Origin of the sequence: Marinomonas pontica, assembly GCF_036322735.1 — a bacterium.
Lineage (GTDB): Bacteria > Pseudomonadota > Gammaproteobacteria > Pseudomonadales > Marinomonadaceae > Marinomonas > Marinomonas pontica.
In genome coordinates this window covers 1,706,857-1,724,475 of sequence record NZ_AP027271.1, presented here as the reverse complement: position 1 = coordinate 1,724,475, position 17,619 = coordinate 1,706,857, and the positions used below count along the sequence as shown (strand labels likewise).

12 protein-coding genes are annotated in these 17,619 nt (G+C 42.5%); 4 read left to right on the top strand and 8 right to left on the bottom strand.

Features of this window, described 5'->3' with window-relative positions; all coding sequences use genetic code 11:
• Window positions 1-184 precede the first annotated feature (184 nt).
• The 8 genes from AABA11_RS08030 to AABA11_RS07995 form a co-directional block, all read right to left on the bottom strand.
• Complete coding sequence (locus tag AABA11_RS08030; RefSeq protein WP_338266875.1) at window positions 185-553, bottom strand: hypothetical protein; 369 nt, start codon at window positions 551-553, stop codon at window positions 185-187.
• 391 nt (window positions 554-944) lie between these two features.
• Window positions 945-2,591 carry a hypothetical protein gene (locus tag AABA11_RS08025; RefSeq protein ID WP_338266874.1) on the bottom strand — a complete coding sequence of 549 codons (1,647 nt, stop codon included), beginning with the start codon at window positions 2,589-2,591 and terminating at the stop codon, window positions 945-947.
• A 9-nt stretch (window positions 2,592-2,600) separates the two neighbouring features.
• A complete protein-coding gene (locus tag AABA11_RS08020) occupies window positions 2,601-3,404 on the bottom strand; it encodes a hypothetical protein (protein WP_338266871.1) in 804 nt (267 codons plus the stop codon).
• A complete protein-coding gene (locus tag AABA11_RS08015; protein ID WP_338266870.1) occupies window positions 3,397-4,860 on the bottom strand; it encodes an ATP-binding protein in 1,464 nt (487 codons plus the stop codon). Before AABA11_RS08015 ends, AABA11_RS08020 begins: the two co-directional genes overlap by 8 nt.
• A gap of 3 nt (window positions 4,861-4,863) precedes the next feature.
• Entirely contained in the window at window positions 4,864-7,359 is a 2,496-nt protein-coding gene (locus tag AABA11_RS08010; RefSeq protein ID WP_338266868.1) for an Hsp70 family protein, read from the bottom strand.
• The gene (locus AABA11_RS08005; RefSeq protein ID WP_338266866.1) at window positions 7,356-7,784 is read right to left on the bottom strand and encodes a hypothetical protein; all 429 of its coding nucleotides are present in this window, start codon (window positions 7,782-7,784) and stop codon (window positions 7,356-7,358) included. The genes AABA11_RS08010 and AABA11_RS08005 overlap by 4 nt, the downstream gene beginning before the upstream one ends.
• Before the next feature lie 71 nt (window positions 7,785-7,855).
• The gene (locus tag AABA11_RS08000) at window positions 7,856-8,116 is read right to left on the bottom strand and encodes an HTH-like domain-containing protein (RefSeq protein ID WP_338266864.1); all 261 of its coding nucleotides are present in this window, start codon (window positions 8,114-8,116) and stop codon (window positions 7,856-7,858) included.
• A gap of 204 nt (window positions 8,117-8,320) precedes the next feature.
• Window positions 8,321-10,150, bottom strand: coding sequence for a flavin-containing monooxygenase (locus AABA11_RS07995; protein WP_338266862.1), 1,830 nt, complete (start codon window positions 10,148-10,150; stop codon window positions 8,321-8,323).
• A 407-nt stretch (window positions 10,151-10,557) separates the two neighbouring features.
• On the opposite strand from AABA11_RS07995, the gene AABA11_RS07990 reads away from it, so the two are divergent.
• The 4 genes from AABA11_RS07990 to AABA11_RS07975 all read left to right on the top strand — a co-directional run bounded on the left by AABA11_RS07990 (window position 10,558) and on the right by AABA11_RS07975 (window position 17,614).
• Window positions 10,558-12,528, top strand: coding sequence for a sigma-54-dependent Fis family transcriptional regulator (locus AABA11_RS07990; protein ID WP_338266860.1), 1,971 nt, complete (start codon window positions 10,558-10,560; stop codon window positions 12,526-12,528).
• Window positions 12,529-12,739: 211 nt separating this feature from the next.
• A complete protein-coding gene (locus AABA11_RS07985; protein ID WP_338266859.1) occupies window positions 12,740-13,645 on the top strand; it encodes a GIY-YIG nuclease family protein in 906 nt (301 codons plus the stop codon).
• A 50-nt stretch (window positions 13,646-13,695) separates the two neighbouring features.
• Window positions 13,696-15,687 (top strand): DEAD/DEAH box helicase family protein, encoded by a 1,992-nt coding sequence (locus AABA11_RS07980; RefSeq protein WP_338266858.1) that lies wholly within the window; start codon window positions 13,696-13,698, stop codon window positions 15,685-15,687.
• A gap of 61 nt (window positions 15,688-15,748) precedes the next feature.
• Window positions 15,749-17,614: a DEAD/DEAH box helicase family protein gene (locus AABA11_RS07975; protein WP_338266857.1), complete on the top strand. Its 1,866-nt coding sequence runs from the start codon at window positions 15,749-15,751 to the stop codon at window positions 17,612-17,614.
• The last annotated feature ends 5 nt before the right edge of the window (window positions 17,615-17,619 follow it).

Here is a 17,619-nt window from a genome sequence, read left to right as displayed (position 1 = left end):
TTTATTTACAGATATAATTAGAAAATGAAAGCTATTAAGGATAACTATCTTAAATAGAATATAGACTATTCGAGCTCGCTTCCCTAACAATGTTAATTTCATGTATAGTGTGAAAAATATAAGGTGACATCTAAATTTTTTAAAGTCTAATTCCAAAAGAGTGAAAGTGTTTACCTTTATCTTTTTAACAAGAAGATTCTGGCAATCCATTTTCCCTATTTAACTTTTGCGCGGCTTCGCAAGCAGAGCGTGACTGTTTCCCAGCACATTCACGATTAAAATTATCAATTAAGTTTGAATGTTTAGTTATTAGCGCATTGTAGCTATCAACTGACTCTTGACTATATATATCAATTTTTTCCGATTTGATTTCACTTGCAAGCCACTCAGCATGATTATAAATCTCAACACAGGCCTGCATTCTCTGATCAGATATAACAGGAACACTGGCTGATGATGAAATGCTTGGAGGTATCTTGTATGATGGCTGTGCAACAGAAGATGAAAAGTAAAAAAGAATTATAACACCAGTCATTAAATTGATTTTTTTCATTATTTAAATACATCCTTTAATGTTAATAAAAGTTAAGAAAACAGAAATCACTTTCGACTTCTTTTATTCGAGTAAAAGAAGCCATTCATTTTAGTACTTTTCGTCTTTTAACATGGTCAAGTCTTACTCAGAGCGTCTTGTCTATAAAAAAATAATTCGTATTTTTGGACGCCTTTTATTAACTAGCTACCGAAAAATTTAATTAATATTGTAGTGAAGACCGAAATTTAAAAGCCCATCTTAACTTAAAAAAGACTTATTTACATTCTTTCAAGACATTTTCATGTTATTGTGAATTTTCGAAAGTGTAATATGCTATTTAAATATGTACACTAGCTTATGAGTTAGAGTCAACGCTCACCGCTTGTATCCATGTCGCTATCTTATATCATTAAATGCTAATAGCCAACCAAGCAATTAAACCTAGAGTTATTGCAATATGCCATTTGTCGAGCGTCCTTAAATGTGTCTTACCAAGGAATCGATATCCCTTATCAGTAGGTATTACTCGATACCTACTTATTGGAAGTATAGGTATAGCAAGTATTACGAAATAATACGTTGTTATAAATGAGCCTGATACTTGGTCACGATCAGTTGAACCGTACAGCTTAGTACCAGTACCATTAATCATACGAGGATTAGGAGCTGATTTGATAGGCCTGAGTTCCTCATAAAGTTTATTTTGAACAATTGCTTCTGAGAGGTTTATCTTAATACTTGATTTGATATCATCGCTACAAGCAAAATCAACTGCATGTTCAAGAAACTCAATGCATGGCTTCCAATCTCCCGTATTACTTGCATGAACGACCGCGCAATGCATTAGAGTAACTGCAATACTATCTTTACTATTCTCGATTGTTTCAGCATTATAATTTTCATCATAAAGCCTTTCTAAAAGCTGTGGAGCAATATTAATAATTTTCTGTGCTTCTAAATTAGCGGTAGTTGGTTGGTTTTCAACTTTCTCTATGGTGTCATTACAAAGGTCAGATATAGACTCAAGTGACGAGTTTACTCTCCTTTTCTTTTGCATTTCAATAAGTAGATTTATATCTTCAGTAATCTGCTCAGCAAATTCACCAACTACCATAAAGACTTCATTCAACATGTATATGAGCCGCTTTGTGAGATCTACTTTATCGTACTCATTAAATATATCAATAGATAAGCTACGAACAAGGTTTGCAACGCGGTAACTCGCATGATGATCCAGTCCTCGACTTTTTGCACTAATCTGTATTGGTTGAGCTATTATACCCCAATCTTTAACGATCTCGACTAAATGCCCCACCAAAAGGTCCAGCTTAGAGTCAGGTTGATTTGTATCTACAGCAACCCTAAGTTTCTCAACAAGGCTATTTATCTTTGCCTCTTTGTTATCGAGAATGCTCTGTACATCTACTTCATATGAATCAATTAGATCAGCTATAAGAATAGGTCCGGGATCATTTCCATAATTTGTAGCAGATTCAACAACAGCAGTTACAGCCTCTACTAATTTTCTTGGAGGCATACTGTTCAGTACTGAAACAATAGATTGCCGATAATATCTCCTCCGTTTATCAATCTCTGCACTAATAGAAAATAAATCTGATACCTCTGGAAAGCCTGAAACGACTCGATCGTCATTAAGGGTTACCATAAGATCTTCAAAGTTTAAGCTCTCAAATAACTGAGCAATCTTTAGAATCCACACCTCAATTTCATCCACATTGTAGAAAGACAATCGGATAAAAGCAGCTACAAGTAAATTTGTCTCGGCAACTGAAGAAAAACAATCTAATTTCAGCAAATCGGCTGGAGAAGATTCAAGGATCGACAACACCTCTCCTACACGTTTTGGCCCGATGCCTGGCAACCATGCAACTTCAGCGGAGAGCCTTTTTCGAGGATTTGTCAACTCCGAATGCGCCTCCATGCACTCACTTGATTCGAGCAAAAGGCTACGTTCATCGGCCAGCTCCATTATCCTTCGACGATTATCGCGCGGGCTTGCTGTCAGGATATGAAAAGGATTGTGTAATAAATCCATAGAGACCACCTAATTACTTGATATTCGAGAAGAAATAATGGAATTGAATTTGTTTAAGATTTCTCTTGTTGACCTAGATCCGCTTTTATCACCCGAATCTTTTTTCGTCTCTGGAGGCTCAGAACCAACAAACTCCCCGAGAAAAGTCCACTCTAGTGTTTTTGGATTTATCAGATGGACATCACAATGTTGTTGAAGCCCTTTTCTTCCGTCAGTGTATGTTCCTATGACTTGCCCTTGGCAGTTAATACCAAGAATCAGTGACACCTCCTCCACAGTCTTAGGACGTAATTCGTCGCTTAAAGCGAAATATATATTTTTGTCGACTTTACTTTCTGACAGGTCAACAGGAAGAACTCTTCCGGCAACCACGGGTAAAGTAGAAACATCTATTCTGCTCCGGATGCTATTTTCTACAAACCCATCGAAGGAGTTGATTACCTTGTTTTTCTCTCTGCTATCTGACGTAGCAAACCAAAAGATGACTCCTCCTATTAAAATCAGCGGAACCAACCTGACTAAGGTTTGATAGATCCCTATAACCAATCCACTGGCGAGACCAAAAGTAATAGCAAAGGACCAAGTGTTTATGGCCTTAATAAATTTGATGATCAGCCAATCTTTTTTTTTAGAAAAATTATCGTCGCCATCTACTTCATTTTCCAAATGTGCAAAACATATTGCGTCTGTGTTGACCCAATCATTCAAAGACGCTGTTGAATCTTGACTATTTTCATCAGATACGTTCAATGAAGAAGAAATCTCTGACAAATTGGAGACAACCTTTTTATTATCCACGCAAATTTCACTCATGAATAAATCCGATACTTCTTTTCTTTTTTTCCACGTCTTTAGGAAGACTATTCAACGCTGCATCAATGCTGGTTTGATCAAGTTCCGTCTTCCCGGTCTTGGCAGCGAGTCGTGCGGCCTCGCGTATAACAAAGGCCGAATCGGAGAGTGCCTTACTAGTGAGCTCATCGAGGATCTTGTCCACGTTAAGGCCGTCGGCTACCGGTAGTTTGCTCAAGAGTGAGTCTACCAATGATGCCACTTCTTCCCTCGACGGCATGCCAACTTCGATGATGTAGTCAAATCGGCCGCGACGCAGAATGGCCGGATCAATCATCTCGATCAGGTTCGTCATTGCGACAATCAGCACCTTGTTCTTGATGGCTTCCGGTATCCGTCGAAGGAACTCAGCTACTTCCTCGACGTGATGCAAGCCGGACGAACTGACAGAGCGCCTGTCTGACAAGAAAGATTCCATCTCGTCGATGACTATGACGGAAGGAGCACCATCAATCGCCTTGTCAAAAACCTCGGAGATCTTTTTGCTGGTTTCGTGGATATAGGGGCTGCCCACACTGCTGGAATCAATCGAGTAGCTGGGCCAATCTATAAACTCGACAAGCCGCTCCACAGCGAAGGTTTTTCCACAGCCCGGCGGACCATGCAGGACGATGGCGGAAGGAAAATCGACGCCCATAGCCTGGTATTTTTCGGCATTAAAAATGATGTCGATGACGTATTCGTTAAAAAACTCTTCTAGCTGTGGACGCCCAGGAAGCCTGAATACTTTAGCCTCGGCCAGTTGTTCTGAGGATTGCGGCAGTTCAGGTTTGGCAGCCGCCTTGGGGATAGGGGTCTTTTCTTCGGTCTTGACTTGGGAGGCGGGCTTGCGCTTAGCCAGAAGACCTGCATCAGCAGGTACGATAAAACCAGCGGTCTTTACAATTTCGGCCAGATCGCCAGCAGGCATCCATCCTGTCAAATTGGTTAAACGCCTGAAGGACTCTGTGGAGATGATGACCCCTCCGGTTATCCAAGTACAAAAAACCACTTCATCATCTACGTGGGGGGTCAACGTCAAGGCCGGGAGCAGTCTAGAGTACTGTTCCACATAAACAGCATCATGAAATGAGGCATCTTCTGATAGCTTCCGAGACTCTCTGAAGGCGAAGGCAAAGGCCAGTGCATCTACCTTGCTTTCGGGCGACTTGCCATTTTCAACTGGAGCCAGAGAGTACTTCTTATGGCTGCTCAGGCTGCGAAAAAATTCAGTTCCTGATGAGACCTCCGTGAACAGGGCTTCGTCGAGAAAACCGCAATCATTCCACTTCTGTACTAACTCCGGACGCGTGACCAGAATATTGTTGGAACCATTAGTATCAAAAATCTGCCACTCTTCGCCGGAATAGAGGAGTGACCGGATTTTCGAACCATCCGGTAACTCGTACCCTTTAGGCAGCCATAAGCCGTTGGCCATAAATCATCCCCTGATAATGTTGGCTACATCGAACATCTCGTTGTCTGGGCCGCCGCCGATCTGAATCATCGAAAGCTGGGCGACAACGGCGCGAAGTTTTTCAATGTCGTCGGAGCGCATGAGCTGCGTGCCGATATTGGCGAGTTCCTCGAAACGATGCTTGTCTGCAAACAAATGTGGGGAGCTAACCATATGCTTGAAACGTTCAACGACGAACCAATCCTGTCGCCATAGGATTTCGAAATTTTTACCTCTCAGTTCATCAAGATGGTGTTCAAAATCTTTGTCGTTTCGATCGATTGAGCGCTGAGCTGTTTTCACCAAGTTATCGAAAGCAGAAGCTTCGGAGGGACGAGCATGTTCGCGGATATGATCGTCGAAAAAAGACACCTCTGAGTTGAGATCTATCTGTCGAATTTCTTTGAGGTGCTCTTTTCTTACTTGTGCGAGGAGTTTTCGTGCTTCGAGCACTTTCTCCATAGCCTCCTGCGACTTTTCACTTTCTGCTTCTTCTGGATCAAGCTCGGTGGCAAACTCAAGCTTCTGTCTTGCTTGTTCGAGTTTGGGGTTGTCCACTACCTCATTGATTTCATCAATGCGATTTAGTGTTCTTTCCCCTTCCTCGGCAACTATGACAGCAGCGGCTGTGTAGTCAAGTTGCCCTTCTTGTCGAGAATAGAAGTTTCTGCCAGAATGAAACGTTCCGCCGATACAGGGCACTGAAACTTCAATGATAATGTTTCCAGAGTCCAATATCTCAAACTCACATTCAAGATCCGCTCCTGCGGGGATAACACCGCCATCAAAATCAGTGCCTGAAATTTTTAGAACACCGATAGGCCGGTTGTCGGCGATGGGATCTTCAATCTCACCTTCCCAAAGCTTCAGGTTAAGTGAGCCAGATGCACCTGACTTTAAAGACTCAGCCGCTTTGAATATCTTTTTCCCCTTCTTAGGAAGTGAATCACCAGAACGAACCAGATAGTCGAGCACAGGGCGACCACCGAGTTTTTCCAGGACTTCAATACCAACTGAATGAGAAGCAGGAATTGCGTCCACAGTAGCTGCTGTTCTGGTAATGATAATTTTGTCCTGCTCCAGAGTAAGAGGGCCACCAACAGCATCAAAAACAAATACCTTGAACGTGTTTTCGCCGGACTTTGACAGAGTCACGTCAAGAGTAGTTCCATGCTTAAGTGGCATACGACCCGATGTCCAACCAGTATCTACACTATCGATTTGAAATTCTAAACCCGATGCTGCTTGCACAGCGAGCTGAACTGCTATCTTCGCTTTAACATCCGGAGTACGTGCAATGTAATTGAAACATAGATCGAGTCCTCCACCAGAGGTGATTTGACCTCGGGTGTTTTTGCGCGATCGGTTCTGAGAACCCCAGTCTATAGATTCAGCGAAAAGACTTGCTCCCTCAGCCACAGCTGTCATTGGATTCACATCGGTGTTTCCAGGTATTCCAAGCTCATAAGCAACCTTATCTCTCAAAGGCTTATAATTGGTTGGACCACCCACAAACACAATTCTCTCAAGGTCATGAGGAGAGAGCCCAGCGTTATTTAAGGCCTCACGAGCTGAGTTAATCGATTCAGCTACGCGCTCTGCAATCAAATTATCGTAAGTTTCACGTTTTAATTGGATGTCGAGATAGATTTCATCTCCGCTCAGATCTCTCGCTCGTGTTTCAGTTTCTGAAAGACTAATAACAACTTCCTCGCGCGCTGAAAGCTCAATTTTTGCGCGCTCTGTAGCCCAGGTGGCCAGCCTAATAAGAGATTTAAAACTAGGGTTTACAGAAAAGTCTTCTGGAAGGTCAAATTTTTCAAGTAACCAAGGACGAACCAAATTATCGACTAATACTCGATCAAAGTCCCGTCCACCGCACATAGCTATGCCACTATGAGCAAGAAGATTTACCCTTCCACCAATACTTTCCGCAATGGCAATATCGAGCGTGCCGCCACCCAAATCATAAATTAGGAACATGCCATCTGTATTGCGGGCACGCATAACGCTCATTACTGCAGCTACAGGTTCCTGCATAAGTGCAACTTTCCCGATCCCGGCCATACTAGCAGCCTGCATTGTTGCGTCTTTCTGCATCTGGTTAAATGCTGCTGGAACAGTTATTACAGTCCCCGTATCAGGATCATTTCTAATTTCTTCTGGCAAGTACCCGAACAACACTTTTAGTACTTCAGCTGAACATTCCTCTGGAGTCTTGGTAAGATTTACTGCAGATAGCTGAATTGGCGTACTTGTTCCCATTACACGCTTGAATAACATCGCTGAGTTGTCAGGGCTATGCGGTGCAGAATCGTAAGCTCGCTTTCCAACATATTTATTACCACGACGATCGATATAAATAGCTGAAGGCGTTACATCATTTTGTTCAGGACTTTTCCAAATACGAGTCTCGGAACCGTCATACGAGCAGATAGCACTATTTGTAGTCCCAAGGTCAATGCCAACAAAGTTTTTCATAGCTCCACCTTCCTCAACGTAACAGTTCCTGTTTTAACCAAACCTTCCTTTCCCATAATGATTGGCTCAAGCATTTGATCAACAATCAAACTATCTTTTGCATCGAATTCTTCGATATTTAACGGAGTAGCCGCTATGCCGGGATCGAAAGGATGACCCTCAACATTGACAATTCGAAGTTCAGCGTGCTCAAGTGCTTCATCGACCTTTTTGATAAACCAACGAAACTGGCTTTTATATCTACTTTGTTCCCCTGCATCGAGCTTTAACAAAAGTCGATCAAATACTCGACCGAAGCGCCATGACTCGATTGCCATACTGATTACAGCCTCACGCATAGCCTCAGGGGGCGTTGTGGTTTGCTCTGAGTACGCCATTAAAATCTCCTGTGAGTTCATGTTTTTATTTCCGTTTTTAGTGATCATTATGGCGGACTTGAATAGGCTTGTTTGATTTCTCAAATTTTCAAAGTATCTAATCCCGCCGCATTCAGGCGCTAAGTTAGATTGCAAATTTTGATAAATTTCGTACCGAAGCTACTTAGCAGACCTACCCCTTCACAAAACTCTTTGTCTGTAATGTTCTTAAACTCATGAGCATACTTGATCATTTTCAGATGCAGGTCGGAGGCGTATTGATTGTGAGGGGTATCATTTAAGGCGGCGTGGATAGTTGAAGTGGCTTTATATCTAGGTTCTTTTGGTATGGTTCGCAGCATGGCAAATGTGCGAAATAATGTGTCTTGCTTAGTAGCCACAACGCCTCCTTTCAGTCTTAAAACTTTCATGAATTCCGTTTACAAAGACTTTACCACAATCCTGACTGAAAACTCCATATAGTTAATTTTCCACCAGCAATATCGAAGTCTGCTTATCGATGCATGAGCGACCACTATAGTGGTCGCTGTTTAACATGATGGCGTTTAGGCTACTTTAACTTCATAGCCCCAACTTTCGATTTGCTATCTCAAATGGTAGACTGGCTCCATGCCATAAACTGGGGTTTCTATCCCTTCCATACGGGCTTTCAGTTGCAGAGATAAATATTGCGAATAATGTCTGGATTGATGCAAGTTACCTCCATGAAACCAGAGCGCTTCTTGATGAGTGGGCTTCCACATATTGCGAAGCTCCCCTTCCCAAGGTCCAGGGTCTTTCGCTGTGTTTGAACCCATCCCCCAGCATTTACCCACTTTATCAGCGACGTCTTGAGAGATGATCTTAGCGGCCCAACCATTCATTGAACCAAATCCTGTGGCGTAAACGATCAAATCGGCTTCGAGTTCTGTGCCATCTGTCAGTACAACGGATTTTGGTTTTATACGTTCAATGGAAACACCCGATTTTAGTTTAATATCGCCATTGGCCACCAAATCAGATGCACCCACATCGATGTAGTAGCCCGAGCCACGACGCAGATATTTCATAAAGAGCCCCGAGCCATCTTCGCCAAAATCAAGTAAGAAACCAGCATCCGTTAAGCGCTGATAAAAGTCTTTATCCTTTTCTGCAACCGCTTGATAAGCGGGAATATGGAACTGTGGCATGATTTGAAACGGAATGGAGGCAAAGGTCATATCTGCCTTATAAGTTGTCATGCCGTTTTCAACCGCTTCTTCTGAGTATAAGCCCCCTAAGACAAGCTCCATCAGGGAGTCAGATTTGATGATGTGCGTCGAAGAGCGTTGGATCATGGTGACATCCGCTTCGTTTTCCCAAAGTGCACAACAAATATCGTGGGCAGAATTATTCCCTCCTAATACAATGCATTTCTTACCTTTGTAAGCTTCTCCGCCAGGGTGTTTGCTGGAGTGATGCTGCTCCCCTTCAAACGTATCCATGCCAGGGATTTCAGGTATGTTCGGAATACCAGACATACCTGTTGCTAAAACAAGCTGTTTGGGGCGAAGTGTCAGAGTGACACCATCTCGTTCGACATTGACCACCCACTCTTGTTTTTCTTCATCAAATTGTGCACTCGTGCAACGAGTTGAGCCCCAGTAGTTTATTTCCATAACCTTGGTGTACATCTCCAGCCAATCACCTATCTTGTCTTTGGGAGTAAAGACTGGCCAGTTTTCAGGAAAAGGAAGGTATGGCATGTGGTCATACCAAATGGGGTCATGCAAGGATAGTGACTTATACCGATTACGCCATGTATCCCCAGGCTTTGGTAAAGCATCAATTACGATGGTTGGAACATCTAGTTGGCGCAGACGAGCGGCTAATCCAATACCGCCTTGCCCACCTCCGATAATGAGACAATATGGTTGCTCTGTGTAGCCAAGTGTCATCTCTTCATGTTGGCGTTTTTCAAGCCATGTTTGACGATTTTTATTGGCACCATGTTCTGCGCCTTTTGGACGACGTTTGTTACGCTTTTCTGGATAATCTGTGAGCTCGACCATGGTGGTTAAAAACGTCCAAGCAAGCCCATCACGCAAACGAAGGTAGGCACGGCCTTTAGCAACAGCGGTATCAAACGTAATCCAAGCATCAATAACACCGTCTTTTTCGGTGGCGTCTTCATCCAATTGCCAGTTTGTAGGGCGGACATGGCTAACCGTTTCGTTGATCATGTCAAGGATAGCCGTACGACCTTCTAATGTTTTTATGTTCCATGTAAATGCGACCAAGTCTCGCCAGTATCCATCCTCTTCAAACAGAAATGCGGCATCGCTGGGAGTATTTGAATGAAATGCACACGATAGTTTTTCAAGCCATTGGGTAACCGTGACATTGGGTTGATGTGTTGTGCTCAGCGCTGATTGCTTAGTTGCTGACTGGGTCATAAGTATCTCCATTGCAGATTATTGTTTTTGTTACTGCGTTTGCCTAAAAAGACAACCAACTCAGATCCTTTTGCATGTACGTCTGAATCGTGCTGGTTAATTACAAGAGCAGCATGCGTGCCAACAATCTGTTTTAATCATGATCACACTTACAACTTTCTGATTTTTAACACTTTACTCTGAAAAGTATGGTTATCGCTCGATGATGTAATGAATTTTTCTGTTTTCCTGATGATTGCACCTGTCACACCTTTTATTACAGGTGTAACGCTGAATGTTACAGGTGTGATCTTGAGTTTTCGACGGCGAAAGAGGTTGTTGCAAAGAAGGCTAGAAAGGTTCTTTTTTCGGGGTTAGACTCAAGACAGTCAAAAATAACTATAAATAGACCAAAGCTAGGTATCAGCATGAGCAATATGAGTCAGCAACGCCGTCATATAGAAACGATATTGCGTTATGACGGTCACCGATTGAACGGTAAAAGCGCGCTTCCCCCAGAGTTGATTGGCCGCTCTTGGCAACGCTGTATTAACGAGTATGGTTTGGATCCTAGTCGACCTAGACCGGCACGCATTGTGACTCAGCAAACCCTGCTAGAACATCAAGACTCGGTGGATGAGTTGTTAAATGTTGCACGTGCGGGTGTAGAGCAATTATTCACACAAATTGCAGGACTCGGTTATGTTTTATTGCTTAGTGATTACCGAGGTATCACTGTTCAATTTTTGGGTAATAAAAAAGATGATGATCGACTGAAGAAGGCAGGACTTTATTTAGGTGCGGATTGGAGTGAGCAATACGCAGGTACATGTGCTGTGGGTACCTGCATCCAAGAGCAACAAGCGCTGACGTGCCACCGTACCAATCATTTTGATAGCTCTCATATTGGCTTAACCTGTACCGCCGCACCCATCAAAGACCCTTTTGGCCAACTCTTGGCTGTTTTGGATATTTCTGCGTTAAATTCATCTCGTTCACCTGACAGTCAAAATTTTGCGCTGCATTTAACTCAGCTCTACGCTCGACTGATAGAAGATGCGTATTTCTTGCGACGCTATCGACACAGCCTGATATTCAAATGCGATCAATCGCGTGAGTTAGTACAGGTAAATGGACAACTGCTATTCGCATTAGACGAACAAGGTCAAGTGTTAGCGGCAAACACAGCAGGACGTCGTTTATTGTCACAATGCAAAGTCATTGGCCAACAATGCATTTCGCTACCAACATTGTTGGAGTGTCAATGGCGGGATATTTTATCCATTACATACGAAAGCAAAGATGGTATTCGCGCTTTTCGTTTAACGGGCACTCAGCAAACTTTGTTCGGTATGTTGATCGAACCAACTATGAACACGCCTTACCAAAAGCACCTTTCCAGTATTCTCACCGATAAAGAAGAATCTGTTCCCAGCCTAGATTGTTTGTGTGCCGATGACCCAGCGATGCGAAAAACCATTCGCTTGGCTAAACGTTTACGCCATAGGGATATGAACTTACTGATTTTAGGAGATACAGGAACTGGTAAGGAAGTCTTAGCCCAAGCGCTTCATGTTAGCAGTAATCGCTCCGACAAGCCTTTTGTTGCTGTTAATTGCGCGGCAATCCCAGAATCGTTGATTGAAAGTGAGTTGTTTGGCTATGCCCCTGGAACCTTTACTGGGGGGCGAGCAAAAGGGGCAAAAGGGTTAATTCAACAAGCGGATGGCGGCTCTCTCTTTTTAGATGAGATTGGGGATATGCCACTGCATTTACAAACACGCTTACTGAGAGTGTTAGCCGAAGGGTTGGTTTTACCATTGGGCGCGTTACAACCTATAGAGGTCGACATCCGCGTATTAGCGGCTACACATTGTGATTTGTTACAACGCATAACCGACGGACGTTTTCGGGAGGATCTGTTCTATCGTTTAAATGGAGCAACATTAAAGCTGCCAACGCTGAATGCACGCGCAGATAAGCAATATTTAATTCAGGTGTTATTGAAAAAGATCAATCCAGACGTGAGATTACGGGCTGATGCCATGAGTGCGTTATTAGCTTACAACTGGCCAGGCAATATTCGTCAGCTTAAAAATGCGCTAACGTTTGCGGAAGCTGTCTGTGCAGGCGACGAGATTACGGTCCAGCACTTACCCGAAGAGTTTATCACCCATCACCAGCATCTGAATCAAACACTCCCCGAGATCCAACCGACGACTCATTATGCTGCCTTCCCTGAAAACCTCCCCCAGCAAGCGGAACAACCCTCTTTATTGGACTTACTTCAACAGCATCGTTGGAACGTATCCTCTGTAGCCAGGGTATTGGGTGTATCCCGGCCTACTGTCTATAGACGTATGGTAAAACAGGGGGTTGTACAGCCAAAGAATTGGTAAATCGCACAACTAACAAGTACATACTAAATCCCTCATGACCATAACTAAAGCGGTAACCTGTTATGACAGTACAGTGCTTTGCTCGCTGACACATTAAGCTTGTGAGCTTCTTGTCATAGGAAATCTGCTTAATTTATGCTTTCATTTACCTTATTATTAACACGATACTAAGCTAATATGTTTAGAACTTTCAGGTGACTAGGGCAACAGGATGTACGCAAAAAAGTATGGCAAAACAATCAAACTATTTTTGATGGATGCCGATCCAAACGGACGAATGATCTGTGAGTTATCAAACTGGAACGGCAAAGCATATCGCATCCCTCGTGGAAAGGTAAAAGATTGTTCCGATCGTCAAGATCTGAAAAGCACCTCAGTTTATCTATTATTCGGGCGAGCAGAATCATCATCTGCTAAGCCAAAAGCCTACATTGGCGAAGCTGAAAATGCTTATACTCGTTTAGCACAACACGTATCAGAAAAAGAGTTTTGGAACGAGTCTGTTGTTTTCATCAGTAAGGATGAAAATTTGAACAAAGCTCATATCAAGTACTTGGAATCTCGCCTTTATGAAGTTGCCTTGCATGCCAATAGGTATGAGCTACAAAACGCCAACACACCTACCAGAAGCAATATTTCAGAATCTGACCAAGCCGAAATGGAAGAGTTTATCGAATATATAAAAATTCTTGTTAATGCAATGGGATATAAGGTTTTTGAACCACTCGTAAATATTGCTCTAGATAGCTATCAGACTGATGATATATTTAATTTGAAAGGTGCTAGAGGGGCATCTGGTAAAGGGAAACGAACAAGTGATGGATTTGTAGTATTTGCTGGCACAACAGTAGCAAATAATACAGTTCCTTCATTTCCGAAAAGTGCTCAAAATCTGCGAAATGAACTTATTGATAGCGGTGTAATAACACAAAACACTGAAGAGATGAGTTTTAATACAGATTATCTTTTCAGTAGCCCATCAATCGCAGCAGCTGTCATCATGGGTAGAAGCGCTAATGGTCTAGTAGAATGGAAAAATGAACTTGGTCAAGACCTCAAGTCTGTAGAAACGACAGAAATATCAAATGCTAATAATGAGAGTCACTTAAAGGCCTGAATACCATAAGCAGCCTACTCTAAATATAACTAACACAAGGAACTGTTACGTTGAATAAATCCACTAAATTACGCCAATTAGTTACTGCTATATTGGAAGGCCCTAGCCTTCACTCCCACCAGGTTAATGCCGCTCAGAAGACATTTACTGCACTTGAAAGCAAGGTTCGTGCCGTGGTCACAGCTGCCGAGATGCAAGCAGGGAAATCAGGGATAGCACTAGCTCTTTGTTGCTTGCAGCGTTTAAGCCTGTCTAATGAGGATATTTGTGACCGTAAGCAGCTAAAAGACACCTTGTACCTGGTTACAATGCCAGACACCGCTCTTCGTGACCAGGCTGAAGAGGATTTGAAACAAGCAAAAAATGTCGTTGTGAGTAACTTCATTAACTTCGAAAAAGCACTAGAAAACGAGTTTAAAGGCAACCCACCAAAGCTTATTATAATCGACGAGTGTCACTACGGATCGAATGTTGCGGCAGTACGCTACAGCAAAATATTTGATTATTTAGAGCAAGAAAACGATGAATGCAAGGTTGTATTCATTTCTGCGACTCCGTTTGGCGCTTTGTACGGAGCGGAGACAGAATACGAAGAGCTCATGGAGCTCAAACAAGAAGCCCAGGAAACAGAAAACAATGATCTAGTGAAAGAAGCACAGGAAGCGGCAGAAAATATTTTAAAAGATTCCATCCTCCGTCGAGACTTCAACACTCGCTTAGTTTTCCACAAAACCAGCGACGAATATTATGGTGTGCGGGAAATGCTGAAAAATGGCATGGTGAAAGGTCTTGAATCTGAAACCCGCAATTTCATGATGCAGACATTTGAGCGTGACGAATTAATCAAGCAATTCTTAAACCACGAAGGAATGGGATGGTCGCTGGTAAGAGTACCGCCCGGAGCCGCCATGGAAGCCAAACACCTTTTAATCGAAAAAGGCATACCGGCGGAGTCCATCTATATTCTTGGCAACTCTCTTAGTGGTGTACCCGAAGACGAACATTGCAGTATAGAGCGTTTTAAAAAGGAATTTGACGAGGCTGTAGACTTTGAAGATAAGCTTATCGCTATAACTGTTGCCGGAGCCCGTGCTGGCATCAACTTCGGTGCTATGATGAAAAACAATCTGATTTCGACATGGGATAGTACTGTTGCAAGTGTCGCCGCTGTTGTGCAGGCTAATGTAGGGCGTGCATGTGGTTATCATGGTAACAATACATCAACACACTATACCAACTTGAATGCAACTGAAGCTTATGCGGCTATTCTGGATCACTTAGAAAATACATGTTCCGAGCATGCTGCTTCTGATTTCGATGGACTAAGAGAATTCTTTGAAGATGTTTGTCAAGAATATCAGGTAAATGGGTTAGATGTCGGCCTTACCATTAAGTACAAAAAACGTCGCCCAATCGGCGATGTTGAAACTTATAAGGTTGATAGTTATGTAGCTGTCCCAGGCAAATTGTTAGATGAGAATGTAGATTATAATTACTACACATCTGACCCGTTATTACTTTCTGCCATTGAAACAATACGACGTGAATTTACAGCTAAAGGTGCCCCCTCTGTAAAAGGCAGTCGCGCCATGCGAGGCAAAGCGAAAAATTGGATAAAAGCACATTGGGTCAATGGTGATAGCTATGATAACCCCGAGAAAGCAAGAGCTGATGGGACCCAAAAAGAAAAGACCATTCTCTACACAAAGATGCTAGATGAAAAAGAATACCTTGAATTCAATCGTGTCGTTGCTGCTGGTTCTGGCGAACGCTCTGAAGACAAGAGTGTTGTTGCAGCTGTATTTAGTACGTACAACATTTCTCGTCGTAAAGTTAATAAAACCATGATGACCCGAGAAGATGTTGCTGAAATGTGTGACTATTTTGGTATTGATCACGATGACACTATGATGGTGATATACAAACGTGGCGAATATGATTTGGAGCGATCATTGCTGAAAAAAGAGCACAATCAACTTCCTGACAAAAAAGGCGAGTTAAGTGATGAATCACATTTTTCTGATGTGGTTGAGCACATCTAACTGTTATGTTGATAAAGAAAAGAGGGCTCCAAACGCCCTCTTTTTTTAAGGTAATAAAACAATGAGCAAAACAGACAAACATCGAAGTATTGTTCGTGAAGCGCTAAGTACGCATACTTACGAACATCAAAGACAAGCGGCAGAAAGAACATTTTCAAAATTCCAAAACGGTGCTCGTGCTGTTGTTATTGCGGCCGAGATGCAATCCGGCAAATCTGGTATTGCTTTAGCACTTGCTTCAATGCAACGACTGTCACTTTCTGATGAAATAATCTGTCAACGAAAATACTTAAAAGACACGCTTTACTTAGTGACAATGGCTGATGTTGCATTACAAGAACAGGCTAAAAACGACCTAGCTGCATGCCATAACGTAGTCGTTAGTAACTTTGCTCATTTTGAGTCATGCCTCAAGGGTGAGTTTAAGTTCCAAGCGCCTAAACTTATTATTATTGACGAGTGTCATTATGGTTCAGCTACTGACAGTGTGCGTTACGCTAAAGTATTTGATTACCTAGAAAACATTAACCTTGAATGCCGTATAGCCTTTGTCTCAGCAACACCCTTCAGTGCTCTCTATGCTGCAAGTGACGACTCGATTCTGAGGCACAACTTTCATACAGCCCTTGTCTTCCACAAAACAAGCAATGAATATCACGGAATTCGAGAAATGCACCGCCATCAACAAATTGTCAAATTAGACGAAAATAATAGAGATTTCTGCGATGCCTTATTTTTAAGCAAACGCTTTATTCGTCAATTTCAAGAGCACGAGGGGTCAGGATGGTCACTTATAAGAGTACCCACTAGCCAAGCTAAGCAAGCACGAGATATTTTGTTAGAAAGCGGTATCGAATCAGAGCAAATACATATTATTGGACAAAAGCTGGTTGGATTAGAAGATCATGAGCTTTGCTCCTTAGAGGACTTCAAACGTGAATACGAAACTGCCAAGTTATTCGACGATAAACTTATTGCTATTACCGTAGCTGGATTTCGAGCGGGTGTAAACTTTGGCCAAGAGATGAAAGAAAACTTGATCAACAGTTGGGACAGTTCTATTTCCAATATTGCTGCCGTCGTGCAAGCAAATGTAGGACGTGCATGCGGGTATCATCACAATACGACAGCCACGCATTATACGAACCTTGATTCGGTTCGTGCCTATGGGGAATTATTAGACTTCCTTGAAGAGCAAGATGAGCGTCAAGAATTCCAAGGTATTAGAGAAAAATTTGAAGATATCTGCGAACGTTATGAAATTAGAGGTTTTGACCGCGGTACTTCCGTAACACCGGCTGTGTTAACTGAAGTCTCATCCAAACGTAAGCTTGTTGATAAGAAAGTATATCTAACCCAAAGTTATGTAGTCGTTCCAGGGAAGTTGGATAAAGAACAATATGACTACAATCGATACACAAAAGACCTAGATCTACTAGAAGCTATAAGACTAATTCGAGAAGAGTTGTTAGCTGATGGGGAGCCCTATCGAAAACAAGGTCGTGCACTACGAGGTGAACATCAAAATTGGATAAAAGCCCAGTGGGTAAATGGTGCCACGTATGATGATGGCACGCCAAGCTGTGCAAAATCCAGAGCCTTACACTTCACCCAATTACTAGATCAATTGGAACCTGTTGAATTCAATAAAATCGTTAATCCAGGTGGAGGTGAAACGACAGATAGCAAGCGTGTTATGGCGAGTATTTTTAGTATTTACAATCTATCAGGTCAAAAAGACGCTTTCAAACGAGCACTGGATATCGATGATATGAGTGAGATATGCAGACTATTTGGCTTCGAAAATGATGATACTTTGATTCTTCTATACAAACGAGGAGATTTCCTGCGGGAAAGATCTAGTGATGATCAAGAGAAGGTCAATAAATCAAGAATTCAACATAACAGTATTCTCAATACAGACTAAAACTA